This window comes from Xanthomonas sp. SHU 308, from assembly GCF_000364645.1.
GTDB lineage: Bacteria > Pseudomonadota > Gammaproteobacteria > Xanthomonadales > Xanthomonadaceae > Xanthomonas_A > Xanthomonas_A sontii.
This window is the reverse complement of sequence record NZ_AQOK01000030.1, coordinates 1-14,741: the sequence shown is the minus strand read 5'-3', so window position 1 is coordinate 14,741 and position 14,741 is coordinate 1. Positions and strand designations below refer to the sequence as shown.

Sequence of the window (14,741 nt, the reverse complement as noted above, 5' to 3'; positions counted from 1 at the left end):
AAAAAAAATCTTATTTGTTTTCATCTTGCGACCCTTAAGGAGTGCACTGATTTTGCTGAAAATTGGTCCACCAACTAGAGCAGGCCGCATCGGCAGAAGTGACTTTCCACTTTACCCCAAGCGAATTATCCATACTGGCGGAGCTAACAACCGGACCAGGCACGTAGCTCTCCAAGGGCACCCCATACCGTTTAGACCAATCCAAGAAAAACTGGATAAAACTCATTTCATCGTCAGCCTCAACATCCAGAGCCTTCATGATCTGAAAACAATAGTATTCGGGAACCGTCAACTGACCAGCAATTCGATACTTATTGGAACCCATGCTTTCAAGTTCGCATACCGATTTCAAATCATTTCGAAAAATCGCAGTCGCCTCTTTGAAGGACATACCAGGATTCGCATAATTTTGAGTTTGCTTATTTAAGATAAAATCCATCGACCATGCTGCGGTTGGATCAACCTGAGAGACGGCTCCATTGGGACCATAAGCTCTGTTCTGAGAATAAGCAATCGCCATCAGCACGGTAGACTTGCCATTAATCCCGGCACCCGGAAGTTTGTCTTGCGCATAGGTTGCGCCAGAAGGTATAGGTATAGGATTGGGGCACATCGCCGGTTTCGTAGCTTTTAGGTTTTGGCATACGACTTCATGTTCAGGGTCGCCATCCCCCTCGCTTCCACCACCATCCCCACCAGGCGGAAGAGGCGGAGAAGGATTATCGACAGGAGGAGATGTCACAGGCGGAGTGACCTGCACCGGTGGCAAATCCGTCGTTCCTCCAGTATCTGTTGCAGAGGCCAAAGGCGACAATACACTCGAGACCCCTGCGATCACCAAACTGATGTAAATCGTTCGTTTGATAGCGGCCTTCAAAGTATTGCTGGCGGACCCATCCACTTTCGTCATATCTTTTTTCATAAAATATCCTTATAAATCACGCGAACAATCTCCATAATCAAGACTTCAAGTTCCAGAGAATAAAATTGCCCCTCCTCCTCTTGCAGAATGCCGGACATACGACTTATCACTTTTTCTGCAAGCGACTGACTACATGCGCTCTTCCCTAAAGTGAGCGTCTCCTTGGAGACATAACCATAGGCAAGAAGTGATTGCAGCACACGGCGATCCAAGCCCTGAGACAGCAAACAATCAATATGCCTCAGAATATTCAGCGCATGGGACAGCCATGAGGCAACCTCTTTTGGCCTCGACACCATCTCCGAAATAGATAGTTGCATCCAAGTAGATCCGGCACTTTCCTTGGCAAAACACAGGCAGTGCGCGATATAAAGCGGATACAGGCTCCTATAATGCATGGCAAGGTTTATTAAAAGCGTGCGTGTTGCCCGCCCGTTGCCGTCGCTGAGCGCATGAATGCACAGCATTTGATAAGCTACAGCTTCAAAATACGCGCAATTGACCTCGCCTTGATCCCGATTCCTTAGGAAGGCTTCTAGGTTAGCGACCAAGGCTGGTAATTTTTCAACTGTTGGCAGGACAAGCCACGCGGCGGAAGGGCTTGAGCCGCCAATCCAGGCGTTATCCGAGCGACAACGCACTTGCGTATTACCAGTGCTTTTTGCAATTGAAAGCGACCAATCTAAAAGCCCTTGCGCCAAAGGAAGCCCAGCTTTAAGGGTAGAAAGAATTGCGCTTGTTTGATTTGGAATCGCCCTAAGATCCGCGACACCAATTGGCTTTCTACCCCTGCACACCAGGCTAAGCCTTGCCGTGATGGCTGCAAAGAAAGAGGCAGCTTGCTGATCTATCGAAAAGCGACCGTAGTCTTGTTGATCTTCAAGGGTTTTGAGTGGGCTCTCTAAGAGCGCAGGCGTAAATACAGAAAAATTAGCATCCAGCCAAAACTGGGCGTCGGGAGCATCTTTGTGACCCGGATTTGGCACAAATACCAGATCGAGCACCGCCAAATCTCGACTTCCATCCATAGAAGATCCCGCTCCAGAAACCTTGCAACGTCACCTCTTGCAACGTCACCTAATGTCTTATTTACCTGCAAATAAAAACGCAACGCAGCAGAAAGCAAAGCTGGAGCGGGCGATGGGAATCGAACCCACGTCAGTAGCTTGGGAAGCTACAGCTCTACCATTGAGCTACGCCCGCGTTGCCGGTGCAGTCTATGCGCTGGGCCGGGGGTTGCGCAAGAAATCGGCGCAATGAGGCTGCAGCGCGCGGGCGATCCCGGCACTCCCAGCAGCGTGCCCTGGAAATGCAGAAGTGCTTCAGTCCCGACGGCTCGAGATCAGAGGCGTCGGGGCTGAAGCCCCTCCCACAACTGGCATCCAATGCCGTTGGTTTACGTCACCCCATCTGCCCTACCCTGCCCGGCACGCAGCCGGGCAAGGCGGGCGACGAGGCGGTGCTTAGAAGCTGCCGCCGAAGTTCACGAACAGCGAGGTGTCGTGCGCGCGCGACTGGCCGGTGGTGGTGGCGAGGCCGACGTTGCTCTCGAAGCCCCACAGCTTGGTCCGCGCGCCCAGCACCACCGACGCGTAGTTGCGGTCGAAGTTGATGCCCGGCACCGCGTACTCGCCCAGGTCGGACATGGTCTGCAGGTACGCGGTGGCTTCCTGGTTCTTCTTGAACTCGTGGTCGTAGGTAGCCTGCAGGTACGGCTTCACCGTGCCGGCATCGATGCTGGCCTTCCAGCCGATGCGGCCGACCATCGACTCGACGTCGCGGTCGCTGTAGCCCAGCGCGCTGGAGTTCGGATTGCTCTCGGTGTAGCCGTCGAGCTTGACCTTCTGCCAGATCGCCGCAGCCACCGGGCCGTGCTTGAAGCTGCCCTCGCCGAACTCGTAGCCGCCCTGCAGCGCCGCGGTCAGGTTGCTGCCGTCCGGCGAGCCCTTGTGCTCGATGGTGGCCGGGCCGAGGTTGACCTTGCGGGTGACGTCGTAGCTCAGCCAAGTGTAGCTGACCTGGGCGTTGACCCAGGCATGCTCGCCGTACCAGCCGGCGAAGCCGCCGAGGGTGCTGTCGTCCTGGGTATAGTCGCCGCCGCGGTTGCCGAAGTCGGCATCGGTGCGACCGAAGCCGCCGAAGCCGCCGAACACCCACTCGCCACGCGACCAGTCCACGCCGAACAGACCCGCCGGAGCCATGCCGTCGTACAGGTCGCCGTGCTGGTAGCGCTGCATGTCGCCGCGCAGGTTGCCCCACCAGCGCACGCCATCCGCTTCCGGGCGGCCATCGACGTGCCAGGCGACCTGGTCGGCGCGCGAGCGGCCAACCATCTGCGCCGAGTGCGTCAGGATCTGCTGGGTACGCGGGCCCTCCAGGATCGACAGCGCGTACTGCGCCAGCAGTTCGTGGGTGCGGCCGGTCGGGTGCACGCCGTCGGCGAACACGTAGGTGTCGGCGGCATCGGCGCTCACGTAGCTGGTCGGGTTGCAGGTCAGCGACTGCGCAGTGATCTGCGGTTGGCAGGCGGTGCCGGTGACGTTGGTGAAGCCGTAGGCGCCCGGGTTGGCCACCACTTCCTGCAGCAGGTGGAAGGTATCGACCGGGATCACCCGCAGCCCGGCGCTCTTGAGGCCGGAGAACAGCGCGGTGTTGTAGGCGGTGGCCAGCGCGGTGCCCTGTGCCATCGCCGCGGCGCCACCGGCGCGGAAGCGCGGGGTGATGCCGACGTCCGGCAGGTTGTTGACCATGACATAGCGCGCACCGGCGTTCTGCAGGCTGGCAACGATGCCCACTTCGGCGGTCACGGCATTGCCGATGGTGGCCTGCACCGGCGCACCGCCGGCGATGGCGAACAGATCGTTGGCACCGCCCCACACCGAATACAGCGCGTTCGGGTCGGCCTTGCCGCCGTTGGCGGCCAGGTAGTTGCTGGCCTGGGTGGCCAGCGACGGCGCCACGCCCAGCGCGCTCGGGTTGGCCACGCCGACACGGGCATTGCCGGCGGCATAGTCGTCGCCGATCTGGCCGTTGCCGTTGGCGGCGGCGTTGGTGCCGTAGTACTCGGCCACGTACTGCGCCCAGACGAAGTCGGGGTTGGTGGTGAACTGGCCGGTCACCGCACGCACCGAGGCCGGCAGCAGCGGACGGTAGTAGCCCGCGTCGGTCAGGCTGTCGCCGAAGAACACGGTGCGGCTATAGGTGGACTGCGCGAACGCAGGTGCGGCGGCGAGCACGATCGCGGCGGCGAGCAGCGAGCGGAGCGGACGGATGGACGAAGTCATGGAAGCCCTCCCGGGCAGAAATGGAACACGAGAAATGCAGCGAAACGGGGGAGCGGCCGCACCATACGTAGCCGCATGGCCGACATCATTCCACCTCTGCCGGACACGCTCACGTTGCACTGCCGCAAGATTGCGACTCGCACGCCCACGGCGCGCATTGCACAATGATGGCATGAACATCGAATTGAACGGCAGACAATGCACGCTGGCGCCGGCCACCACCGTGGCCGCGCTGCTGCAGGCCGAAGGGCTGGGCCAGCGGCGCGTGGCGGTCGAGGTCAACGGCGAGATCGTGCCGCGCGGCGCGCATGCCGAGCACGAACTGCACGCCGGCGACCGGGTCGAGATCGTGCACGCGCTGGGCGGCGGCTGAATCTCACCGCCGTGCGCGGGCTCGGCAGGGCCGGTGCGATGGGCGATAATCCGCCGATGAACGCTCCCGCCCCCCACGATGCGCTGGTGATCGCCGGCAAACCCTACCGTTCGCGCCTGCTCACCGGCACCGGCAAGTTCGCCGATCTCGAACAGACCCGCCTGGCCACCGAGGCCGCCGCCGCGCAGATCGTCACCGTGGCGATCCGCCGCAGCAACATCGGCCAGAACCCGGGCGAGCCCAACCTGCTCGACGTGCTGCCGCCGGAGCAGTACACCATCCTGCCCAACACCGCCGGCTGCTACACCGCCGAGGACGCGGTGCGCACCTGCCGGCTGGCGCGCGAACTGCTCGACGGCCACAACCTGACCAAGCTGGAAGTGCTGGGCGACCAGCGCACCCTGTTCCCGGACGTGGTGCAGACCCTCAAGGCCGCGGAAATCCTGGTCGCCGACGGCTTCGAGGTGATGGTCTATACCAGCGACGACCCGATCCTGGCCAAGCGCCTGGAAGAGATCGGCTGCGCGGCGGTGATGCCGCTGGCCGCGCCGATCGGCTCCGGCCTGGGCATCCAGAACCGCTACAACCTGCTGGAGATCATCGACAACGCCAAGGTACCGATCATCGTCGACGCCGGCGTCGGCACCGCCTCGGACGCGGCGATCGCGATGGAGCTCGGTTGCGACGGCGTGCTGATGAACACCGCCATCGCCGGCGCGCGCAACCCCGTGCTGATGGCCAGCGCCATGCGCAAGGCGGTAGAGGCCGGTCGCGAGGCGTTCCTGGCCGGGCGCATCCCGCGTAAGCGCTACGCCAGCGCCTCCTCGCCGGTCGACGGATTGGTCGGGTGAGGCCGCAGGCATGACCGATCCGTTCTCCAGCGCCGGCGCCAAGACCCCGCCGAAACCCTTCACCGTCGAGGAAGGCCATCGCCAGGTGCGCAGCTTCGTGCTGCGCCAGGGGCGCTTCACGCCGGCGCAGCAGCGCGCGTTCGATGGGCTGTGGCCGCGCTTCGGCCTGGACTACAGCGGCCAGCCGCGCGATCTGGACGCCACCTTCGGCCGCAGCGCGCCCAAGGTGCTGGAGATCGGCTTCGGCAACGGCGCCGCGCTGCGCCATGCCGCACAGCACGACCCCAGCCGCGACTACATCGGCATCGAGGTGCATGCGCCGGGCGTGGGCCGCCTGCTCAACGCCCTGGCCGAGGACGGCGCCGATCACGTGCGCCTGTACCACCACGATGCGGTGGAGGTGCTGCAGCACGAGATCGCCGACGGCAGCCTGGACGAAGTGCGCATCTACTTCCCCGACCCCTGGCACAAGAAGCGCCACAACAAGCGGCGCCTGCTGCAGCCGGCCTTCGCCGCGCTGCTGGTGCGCAAGCTGCGCGCCGGCGGCCGCCTGCACTGCGCCACCGACTGGGCCGACTACGCCGAACAGATGTGGGACGTGCTCGACGCCACCCCCGGCCTGGTCAACCGCGCCGGCCCGCGCGGCCACGTGCCGCGCCCGGACTGGCGCCCGCAGACCCACTTCGAGACCCGCGGCCAGAATCTGGGGCATGGGGTGTGGGATTTGTTGTACGACCGGGAATCGGGAACGGGGAATCGGGAATCGGAAGCGGGTTCGCCTGCCGCTCCCCGCTAGCGACGCCCTGCGACGACCGGCCGCTTCTGCCATTCTCCATTCCCGATTCCCCATTCCCGGCCTCGCATGGACACCGCGCTGACGCTGACCACCGATATGAAGCTCGTGCTCGGGCTGGTCGGCTTCACCATGGCGATGTTCGTGTTCGAGCGGATCCGCGCCGACGTGGTGGCGCTGGTGGTGCTGGTGGTGCTCGGGGTGACCGGCCTGATCGCGCCGGAGGAGCTGTTCAGCGGCTTCTCCGGTAACGCGGTGATGAGCATCATCGCCACCACCATCCTCGGCGCCGGGCTGGAGCGCACGGGTGCGCTGAACCGGCTGGCGTCGTGGCTGCTGCGCCGCGCACGCGGGGTGGAGGAACGGCTGATGCTGCTGACCACCGCCATCGCCGGGCTCAACTCCTCGTTCATGCAGAACCCCTCGGTGATGGCGCTGTACCTGCCGGTGGCCTCGCGCCTGGCCGGGCGCACCGGGCTGACCCTGCAGCGGCTGCTGCTGCCGATCGCCGCGGCCATCGTGATGGGCGGCGCGCTGACCATGGTCGGCAACTCGCCGCTGATCCTGCTCAACGACCTGCTGCAGTCGGCCAACAACAACCTGCCCTCGGGCATGGCCACCATCGAGCCGCTGCGCATGTTCGCGCCGCTGCCGATCGGCGTGGCGCTGCTGGCGGCCTCGCTGATCTATTTCCGCGTGCGTGGCGACAAGGCGCTGGCCGAAGAAGAGCGGCTGATCAACGATGGCGTCACCCCGGCGCGCACCGAGAGCTATTTCGCCCGCACCTACGGCATCGAAGGCGACGTGTTCGAGCTGATCGTCAGCGCCGACAGCCCGCTGGTCGGCATGACCCTGGGCGAGGCCGAGACCGTGCACAACGCGCCGCTGCTGCTCGCCCTGAAGACCGGCAACGACACCCGCCTGGCGCCGCCGGCGGACATGCGCATCTGGGTCGGCAGCGTGCTCGGGGTGATGGGCGCGCGCCAGCAGGTCGCCGATTTCGCGCAGAACCAGTTCCTGCGCCTGTCCTCGCGCCTGCGCAACCTCGGCGATCTGTTCAACCCCAGCCGCGCCGGCATCTCCGAGGCGGTGATCCCGCCGACCTCGCGCTTCATCGGCAAGAGCGCGGCAGAACTGCGCCTGCGCAAGCAGGCCGGGATCAGCCTGCTGGCGATCAACCGCGACAAGCAGGTGATCCGCGAGGACGTGCGCAAGGTGCCGCTGCGCGCCGGCGACATGCTGGTGTTCCACAGCATCTGGCAGGATCTGGCGCAGGCCTCGGAAAGCCGCGACTTCGTGGTGGTCACCGACTACCCCAAGGGCGAGCACCGCCCGCACAAGTTCAAGATCGCGATGACGATCTTCGCCCTGACCATCCTGATCGCGCTGACCTCCAGGCTGCCGGTGGCGCTGACCCTGATGACCGGCGTGGCCGGCATGCTGCTGACCGGCGTGCTGCGCATGGACGAGGCCTACGCGGCGATCAACTGGAAGACCGTGTTCCTGATGGCCGGGCTGATCCCGCTGGGCTGGGCGATGGACAGCAGCGGCGCGGCGGCCTGGGTCGCCGGGCATACCATTGCGCGACTACCCGAGGGCATGCCGGTGTGGGCGCTGGAGATCGCCCTGGGCCTGCTGACCACCGCGTTCTCGCTGGTGATCAGCCATGTCGGCGCGACCATCGTGATGGTGCCGATCGCGGTCAACCTGGCGCTGGCGGCCGGCGGCAATCCCACCGCGTTCGCGCTGATCGTGGCGCTGTCGGCGTCCAACAACCTGATGACCGCGTCCAATCCGGTGATCTCGATGATCACCGGCCCGGCCAACTACCAACCGCGCGAACTGTGGCGCGTCGGCGGCCCGCTGTCGCTGGTCTACACCCTGGTGGTGGTGCTGATGGTCAACCTGATGTCGATGGGCTGGTGGCACGCGCTGTAGCGCGGCTCGTCGCAAGCACCTGCGCTGCGCGCTAAACCAGCACCACCTGCCCGTCGCGCACGTCCACCGGCACCGCATGCAGGCTCTGGCCGCGGCAGGGGCCGGACACGCACTCGCCGCCCTGCAGTTCGAACGCGGCGCCATGCGCGGCGCACACCACGTGGCCCTCGCGGCTCTTCAGGAACTGGCCCGGCGCCCAGTCCAGGCGGCGTCCAGCATGCGGACACACGTTCAACCACGCGCGCACGGTGTCGCCCTCCCGGTACAGCAGCAGCGACTCGGATTCGCCGCCGATCAGCGCCTCGGCCTCGGCCAGCTCGCCGGAAACCAGGTCGTGCAGCGGCGCCAGCACGGCAGATGATTCGGTCATGGAACGCAGCGCGGGCAGCAAGGGGTAGTCATTCTGGCATGGGCGATCGGCAGCCGTGACGCCGCACGCCCTTCACCCGGCGAGCACATGCAAGCCCCTGAGCGCAAAGTGTTAATTTTTCGCTTAACGAAGTTTTCACTCCGTCACATAAAACAGCGCCGATACTGCGCCCCTTCGGTTCAAACTGAAACAGAGTTCTGCCATGCGTGCTCGCCTCTTCAATTTCGACCAATTCCGGCACGTCTTCGCGCCGCGCAAGCCGCGCCATCCGCTGGTCAAGCTGGCCGTGGGCCTGCTCGGCCTGGCGATCCTGGCCGGGCTGGTGTTCGTCAGCGTGTTCGTGGGCGCGGCGATGATCCTCGGTGGCATCGCGATGAAGCTGCTGAGCCAGCGCGGCAAGCGTCCCGCCACCGCGCGCCGCCATGTGGTCGATGGCGAGTATCGGGTGGTGCGCAAGCCGGCCTTGCCGCTTTAGAGCTGGGAATGGGGAATCGGGATTGGGGAATCGTGAGAGCGACATCCGCTTCCCTGTTGGAATCGGGTTGAACCCAACCCGCTAAACTGCGGCATCCCCTCTCGTTGGATGCATGCTCATGAAAGATCTGTTCGCCGCTGCCGAGGCTCCGCGCGTTCCCGTGCGTGGGCAGGGCCTGTTTCCGGTGCATCGCATCTACTGCGTGGGTCGCAACTTCGCCGACCATGCGCGGGAGATGGGCGCCAGTGCGCCGGCCTCGAAGGCCGAGCGCGGCCAGCCGACCTTCTTCATGAAACCGGCCGATGCGCTGGTGATCGGCGACGAGGCCGTCCCCTACCCGTCCGCGACCCAGGATCTGCACCACGAGGTGGAACTGGTGGTGGCGCTGGGCCAGGACGCGCCGGCCGGCGTGCTGCCGGTGGACGGCGCCGAGGCCCTGATCCTGGCCTACGGCGTGGGCCTGGACCTGACCCGTCGCGACCTGCAGGCCGCGGCCAAGGCCAAGGGCCTGCCGTGGGACATCGCCAAGGGCTTCGACGCCTCCGCGCCGATCAGCGAGCTGATCCCGGCTGGCGAGGTCGGGGCGCTGGAGGCCTTGAACCTGTCGCTGGAGGTCAACGGCGAGGTGCGCCAGCAGTCGCTGCTGGAGCAGATGATCTGGAACGTGCCGGAGATCCTGCACGAGCTGTCCAAGCTGTTCGCGTTGCGCGCCGGCGATCTGGTGTTCATGGGCACGCCGGCCGGCGTGGCCGCGCTGCGCCCTGGCGACCGCTTCAGCGCGCGCCTGGAGAACGTGGCCGAGCGGCACGGCCGCATCGTCGGCTGAGGACGCGCCTGTCGCGCGACATACGCGCGCCTGTGATTCGACCACCACGGCGACTGCGCTAGGCTAGCGCCGCGGCGACAGGCCCGCACTGACAAGAGAGGAGTCCCGATGAGCATGATCCGCGAATTCAAGGAATTCGCCATGCGCGGCAACGTGCTGGACCTGGCGGTCGGCGTGGTGCTCGGCGCCGCGTTCGGCAAGATCGTCACCGCGCTCGTCGAGAAGATCATCATGCCGCCGATCGGATTGCTCGTGGGCGGCGTGGATTTTTCGCGCTGGGCATGGACGCTGAAGGCGGCGACGGTGGACGCGGCGGGCAAGCCGGTACCGGCCGTGGTGATCGGCATCGGCGATTTCCTCAACACCATCATCCAGTTCGTGATCGTGGCCTTCGCCATCTTCATGCTGGTCAAGGCGATCAACCGCATCGCCCGCAAGGAACCGCCGGCGCCGAAGGCCCCGACCGAGGAAGTACTGCTGCTGCGCGAGATCCGCGATTCGCTCAAGCACGAGCCGCGCCCGGAGTAAGCGCGACGGCACACGCGGCTTCCGCCATGGAGGCCGCGTCGTGCACGGCGGTGAGGCACTGCTAAGCTCGCGGTTCCTGTGTCCGCGGAGTTTTCCATGCGTCGTCTTGCCGTCGTCATCGCTGCTGTGCTGAGTCTGTCCTCTCCTGCGGTTGCCGCCGAGGCCACGCGCATCCCGGAGGCGGCACTCCGCGACGCGGCGGCCTTGCGCGAGCGGGCACTGGCCGACGACACCGGCTGGAAGGTGGTCGAGTCGCTGACCACCGAGATCGGCCCGCGGATGGCCGGCAGCGAGGCCGATGCACGCGCGGTGGCCTGGGCCACGGCGAAATTCAAGGCACTCGGCTTCGACAAGGTGTGGACCGAGCCGGTGACGTTCCCGAAATGGGAGCGGCGCAGCGAACACGCGCAGGTGCTCGGCGCGCATGCGCAACCGCTCACCGTCACCGCGCTGGGCGGCAGCCCCGGCGGCACGGTCGAGGCCGAGGTGGTGCGCTTCGCCGACCTGGCCGCGTTGCAGGCGGCGCCGGCCGATGCGCTGCGCGGCAAGATCGCCTTCGTCGATTACCAGATGCTGCGCACCCGCGATGGCAAGGACTACGGCAACGGCGGCGCGGTGCGCAGCAAGGGGCCGTCCGAAGCGATCCGCAAGGGCGCGATCGGTTTCGTGATGCGCTCGGCCGGCACCGATTCGCACCGCGTGCCGCATACCGGCATCACCCGCTTCGACGAAGGACTGACGCCGGTGCCGGCGGCGGCGCTGTCGGTGCCCGATGCCAACCAGCTGGCGCGCCTGCTCGCGCGCGGCCCGGTGCGCCTGCGCCTGGCGCTGGACTGCGGCTGGGACGGCACCGCGATTTCCTACAACGTGATCGGGCAGATCACCGGGCGCACGCTGCCCAACGAGGTGGTGCTGATCGGCGGGCACCTGGATTCCTGGGACCTGGGCACCGGCGCGATCGACGACGGCGCCGGCGTGGCGATCAGCATGGCTGCCGGGCATCTGATCGGCCAGCTCAAGCAGGCGCCCAAGCGCAGCATCCGCGTGGTCGCCTTCGCCAACGAGGAGCAGGGTCTGTACGGCGGCAAGGCCTATGCGCAGGCGCATGCCAAGGACGTGGCGCGGCACCAGATCGCCGCCGAGAGCGACTTCGGCGCCGGCCGCATCTATGCCTTCAACACCGGCTCCGGCGATGCCGCCGGCTCGCGCGCGGCGACCCGGCAGATCGCCGAGGCGCTGGCGCCACTCGGCATCGCCTATGCGCCGGACGCCGGCGGCCCCGGCCCGGACGTCGGGCCGCTCGCCGCCAAGGGCGGCGCCTGGGCCTGGCTGGCGCAGGACGGCAGCGATTACTTCGATCTGCATCACACCGCCGACGACACCCTGGACAAGATCGACCCGAAGGCGCTGGCGCAGAACGTCGCCGCGTATGCGGTGTTCGCATATCTGGCGGCGCAGGCCGACGGCGGTTTCGGCAGCCAGGCCAAGACAGTGGAACCGCCCAGAGAGTAAAGTAAACCGGACCTGCGCAGGACGCGCGCAGGGGCTTCCCCTCCGCAGCAGCGCCAGGACCTTTGATGGGCATACGGCAACGTCGCGCGGGCTCAGCGGTGACGTTGCTGGATGTAGCCCGCCATGCGGGCGTGTCGCCGATGACTGCTTCGCGCGTGATCAATCGCCACCCGCGCGTGAGCGCTACCATGCGCGAGCGCGTCGAAGCGTCGATCAAGGCGCTCGGCTACCGCCCCAACCTCGCCGGCCGCTCGCTGCGCACCGCAGGACTGGCGCGCATCGGCGTTCTCTACAGCAATCCCAGCGCGGCCTACCTCAACCAGTTCATGCTCGGCATGCTCGAGCAGAGCAGCCTGGAAGGCTGCCAGGTGCTGGTGGAAAAGAGCGACGACAGCGCCAGCCAGCGCGCCGCCACCGAACGCCTGCTTGAGGCCGGTGCCGATGGCCTGATCCTGCCGCCGCCGCTGTGCGATGCGCGGCAGACCATCGCCGAACTGGATGCGCGCGGCATTCCGCTGGTCGCGGTCGCCACCGGCGCACCGATGCCCGGGGTCAGCTCGGTGCGCATCGACGACTACCAGGCGGCGTGCGCGCTCACCCGGCATCTGCTCGACCTGGGCCACCGCGACATCGGCTTCGTCAGCGGCGATCCCGGGCACACGCCCAGCGCGCTGCGCAGCCGCGCGTTCTTCGACACCATGGCCGGGGCCGGGCTGACGGTGGCGCCGGAGCGCGTGGCCGAAGGCCTGTTCACCTACCGCTCCGGCCTGCTCGCGGCCACCGCATTGCTGCAGGTCGCCCCGCGTCCCAGCGCGATCCTGTGCAGCAACGACGACATGGCTGCGGCAGCGCTGGCGATCGCGCACGGACTGCGCCTGCGCGTGCCCGAGGACCTGTCGATCGCCGGTTTCGACGACACGCCGGTGGCCACCACGATCTGGCCGGAGCTGACCACCATCCACCAGCCGGTCGCGGCGATGGGCAGGGCCGCGGTGACGCTGCTGCTCGGCGAAATTCGCCAACGCCGCGACGGACTGCCCAGCCGCGGCACCCATCAGGTGCTTGACTACACCCTGGTCACGCGCGGGTCCACCGCGCCGCCCGCCCCGCGCTGAGCGCCGTCACCGCGTGCGGCAGGCAACGCCTCGAGCGCGCGTGTGCCGGATCACGTCGACCTGGGCCACACCGAGCAGCCCGGTCAACGGCACAGTGGCGCGACGCCGCTGCGGGTCCGCGACCAGGTCCTGACCGCGCAGCAGATCCAGTAGCCGCTCCGCCAGCGGCATGACCATGTGCCGGCCCCAGCAGCGCTCGGAGGCATGGCCGAACGGCAGGTAGCCGGGCAATGCATCGGGATCCACGCCGTCCCAGCGCTCGGGCCGGAACGCCTCCGGCTCCTCCCACAGCGCCGGATCGCGATGGCTGAGCAAGGGCAGCACCAGCACGTCGTCGGCGGCGCCGATACGCGGATCCAGCGCACCGTACTCGGGCGAGGCATTGCGCAGGATGTTCCAGGACGGCGGCAGCAGGCGCAGGGTTTCGTAGAGGATGTTGCGGTTGCAGACGCGCGCGTCGAACGGCGACCCCAGCCACAGCGCGTTGGCGACCAGCGTGGAAATGGTGAAGCACACCGGCGCGGCGGTGCGCCGGTACAGGCCCATCGCATCGCGGCGCGCGCGGTAGCCGTCGGCCGCGGACAGCAGCGTGGCCAACGCCGAGGCCTCCGCGCACGGCGCCAGCGGTGCGAGCGCGCCGGCGGCGATCACCGCCCAGGTCAGGCGCGGCGTCAGTTCCAGGGTGCGGTCCATCAGCAGGCGCAGCCGCCACGGGTCGCCGCCGAGCAGCAGGTCGCGCAGATAGACATGGCCGATGTGCGGCCATGGGCCGGACAGGTCGAGCGTGGGCGGCGGCGGACGCTTCAGCGCCTCGCGCACGTCGCGGCCGATCGCCTGCATCAGTTTCGCCGCTTCGCTGCGCGCGATCGAGCGGCCGTGCAACGGCTTGAAGGTCGGCCGTTCGTGTTCGGTGGCGGGCCGGGCCGCGAGCAGGCGGTCGCTCAGCGCGGCGCCGGCGACACCGACCGTGTCGGCATCCAGGCGGAACGCGTCCTGCCCCACATGCGCGCGCAGCAACGCCTGCAGACGCGGCGCAAAGACCGTGGCGCGCGCATCGCGGTCGACCATGGTGGCGGACATCGCCAGTCTCCTGGAGGAACGACGCCCGGCGCAGTGCGTCCGCCGGGCACCGGCCGCACGGCATGCCGCGCGGCATCGCACACGGCGCTCAGTACCAGATGTACCAGGCGTACGACTTCAGCGGCTTCTTCGACGACAGCAGGTGCTTGATGGAGAACAGCAGCTTCATGAGCGACATCTCCGCAGGAGTGACGATGGCCCTTTCGGGCGGGGGACTGCGCGGTTTCGCCGACGCCAGCGCGCGTGGCGCGATCGCATCGGCGAGGCGCGCCTGCACGCTACGCCGCCGGCAGGCCCCTCGCAAACCCGAAACCGGCCGGCGCGCACACTATTGCGTAGCCAAATGCAGCCGCATCTCAGCGCGTGACGCCGTGCTCAGCGCGCCGCACGCCCGTGCGGATGACGGCTGCGCCAGGTGCCCAGCAACACCGCGGTGGCGGCGGCGACGTTGAGGCTTTCCACCGCGCCGCTGCCGGGGATGGACAGGCGCAGATCGCAGGCCTGTGCGAAGTCGCGGTCCATGCCGTCGCTCTCGGCGCCCATCACGTAGACCAGGCGCTGCGGCAAGGCAGTGGCGAACAGATCGTCGCCGCCGTCCACCAGCGTCGCGGCGAGGGCGAAGCCCGCGTCGCGCAATTGCGCCTGCGCCTGCACCGTGGGCGGCAGCCGCACCA

Annotated in this window: 16 protein-coding genes and 1 tRNA gene; 9 read left to right on the top strand and 8 right to left on the bottom strand. The window is 66.7% G+C overall.

Annotation, left to right across the window (positions count from 1 at the left end):
- Positions 1 to 34: 34 nt before the first annotated feature.
- From D588_RS28330 to D588_RS0101625, 4 genes are all read right to left on the bottom strand, one after another.
- Entirely contained in the window at positions 35 to 922 is an 888-nt protein-coding gene (locus tag D588_RS28330; RefSeq protein ID WP_232764193.1) for a hypothetical protein, read from the bottom strand.
- Positions 919 to 1,926: a Fic family protein gene (locus D588_RS26270; RefSeq protein ID WP_232764194.1), complete on the bottom strand. Its 1,008-nt coding sequence runs from the start codon at positions 1,924 to 1,926 to the stop codon at positions 919 to 921. Before D588_RS26270 ends, D588_RS28330 begins: the two co-directional genes overlap by 4 nt.
- A gap of 125 nt (positions 1,927 to 2,051) precedes the next feature.
- A tRNA-Gly gene (locus tag D588_RS0101630) sits at positions 2,052 to 2,125 on the bottom strand.
- Positions 2,126 to 2,385: 260 nt separating this feature from the next.
- Positions 2,386 to 4,206: an autotransporter domain-containing esterase gene (locus D588_RS0101625; protein WP_017911948.1), complete on the bottom strand. Its 1,821-nt coding sequence runs from the start codon at positions 4,204 to 4,206 to the stop codon at positions 2,386 to 2,388.
- 172 nt (positions 4,207 to 4,378) lie between these two features.
- Between D588_RS0101625 and thiS the strand changes: the two genes are divergently transcribed.
- From thiS to D588_RS0101605, 4 genes are all read left to right on the top strand, one after another.
- Positions 4,379 to 4,579, top strand: a complete 201-nt coding sequence (thiS, locus tag D588_RS0101620) for a sulfur carrier protein ThiS (protein ID WP_017914741.1) — start codon at positions 4,379 to 4,381, stop codon at positions 4,577 to 4,579.
- Between the two features lie 56 nt (positions 4,580 to 4,635).
- Positions 4,636 to 5,430 (top strand): thiazole synthase, encoded by a 795-nt coding sequence (locus D588_RS0101615; RefSeq protein ID WP_026143257.1) that lies wholly within the window; start codon positions 4,636 to 4,638, stop codon positions 5,428 to 5,430.
- A gap of 10 nt (positions 5,431 to 5,440) precedes the next feature.
- Positions 5,441 to 6,226 carry a tRNA (guanosine(46)-N7)-methyltransferase TrmB gene (trmB, locus tag D588_RS0101610; protein ID WP_017914739.1) on the top strand — a complete coding sequence of 262 codons (786 nt, stop codon included), beginning with the start codon at positions 5,441 to 5,443 and terminating at the stop codon, positions 6,224 to 6,226.
- Between the two features lie 66 nt (positions 6,227 to 6,292).
- Positions 6,293 to 8,161: an SLC13 family permease gene (locus D588_RS0101605; RefSeq protein ID WP_010341810.1), complete on the top strand. Its 1,869-nt coding sequence runs from the start codon at positions 6,293 to 6,295 to the stop codon at positions 8,159 to 8,161.
- A gap of 31 nt (positions 8,162 to 8,192) precedes the next feature.
- Here D588_RS0101605 and D588_RS0101600 read toward each other — a convergent pair whose 3' ends face one another.
- Positions 8,193 to 8,531 (bottom strand): Rieske (2Fe-2S) protein, encoded by a 339-nt coding sequence (locus tag D588_RS0101600; RefSeq protein WP_026143256.1) that lies wholly within the window; start codon positions 8,529 to 8,531, stop codon positions 8,193 to 8,195.
- Between the two features lie 202 nt (positions 8,532 to 8,733).
- On the opposite strand from D588_RS0101600, the gene D588_RS0101595 reads away from it, so the two are divergent.
- The 5 genes from D588_RS0101595 (at position 8,734) to D588_RS0101575 (ending at position 12,987) form a co-directional block, all read left to right on the top strand.
- A complete protein-coding gene (locus tag D588_RS0101595; protein ID WP_017910413.1) occupies positions 8,734 to 9,006 on the top strand; it encodes a hypothetical protein in 273 nt (90 codons plus the stop codon).
- 118 nt (positions 9,007 to 9,124) lie between these two features.
- A complete protein-coding gene (locus tag D588_RS0101590) occupies positions 9,125 to 9,832 on the top strand; it encodes a fumarylacetoacetate hydrolase family protein (protein ID WP_017914737.1) in 708 nt (235 codons plus the stop codon).
- 108 nt (positions 9,833 to 9,940) lie between these two features.
- Positions 9,941 to 10,360 carry a large-conductance mechanosensitive channel protein MscL gene (mscL, locus tag D588_RS0101585; RefSeq protein WP_017910415.1) on the top strand — a complete coding sequence of 140 codons (420 nt, stop codon included), beginning with the start codon at positions 9,941 to 9,943 and terminating at the stop codon, positions 10,358 to 10,360.
- 96 nt (positions 10,361 to 10,456) lie between these two features.
- Positions 10,457 to 11,872: a M28 family peptidase gene (locus tag D588_RS0101580; protein WP_026143255.1), complete on the top strand. Its 1,416-nt coding sequence runs from the start codon at positions 10,457 to 10,459 to the stop codon at positions 11,870 to 11,872.
- Positions 11,873 to 11,934: 62 nt separating this feature from the next.
- Complete coding sequence (locus tag D588_RS0101575) at positions 11,935 to 12,987, top strand: LacI family DNA-binding transcriptional regulator (RefSeq protein WP_026143254.1); 1,053 nt, start codon at positions 11,935 to 11,937, stop codon at positions 12,985 to 12,987.
- A gap of 6 nt (positions 12,988 to 12,993) precedes the next feature.
- Here the strand turns inward: D588_RS0101575 and D588_RS0101570 are convergent, their stop codons facing one another.
- The 3 genes from D588_RS0101570 to D588_RS0101560 all read right to left on the bottom strand — a co-directional run.
- The gene (locus D588_RS0101570) at positions 12,994 to 14,067 is read right to left on the bottom strand and encodes a cytochrome P450 (protein WP_017914734.1); all 1,074 of its coding nucleotides are present in this window, start codon (positions 14,065 to 14,067) and stop codon (positions 12,994 to 12,996) included.
- 88 nt (positions 14,068 to 14,155) lie between these two features.
- Entirely contained in the window at positions 14,156 to 14,245 is a 90-nt protein-coding gene (locus D588_RS28325; RefSeq protein WP_017911958.1) for a tryptorubin family RiPP precursor, read from the bottom strand.
- A 197-nt stretch (positions 14,246 to 14,442) separates the two neighbouring features.
- The coding region (locus D588_RS0101560) for a TrmH family RNA methyltransferase (RefSeq protein ID WP_017914733.1) at positions 14,443 to 14,741 on the bottom strand (299 nt) is incomplete at its 5' end.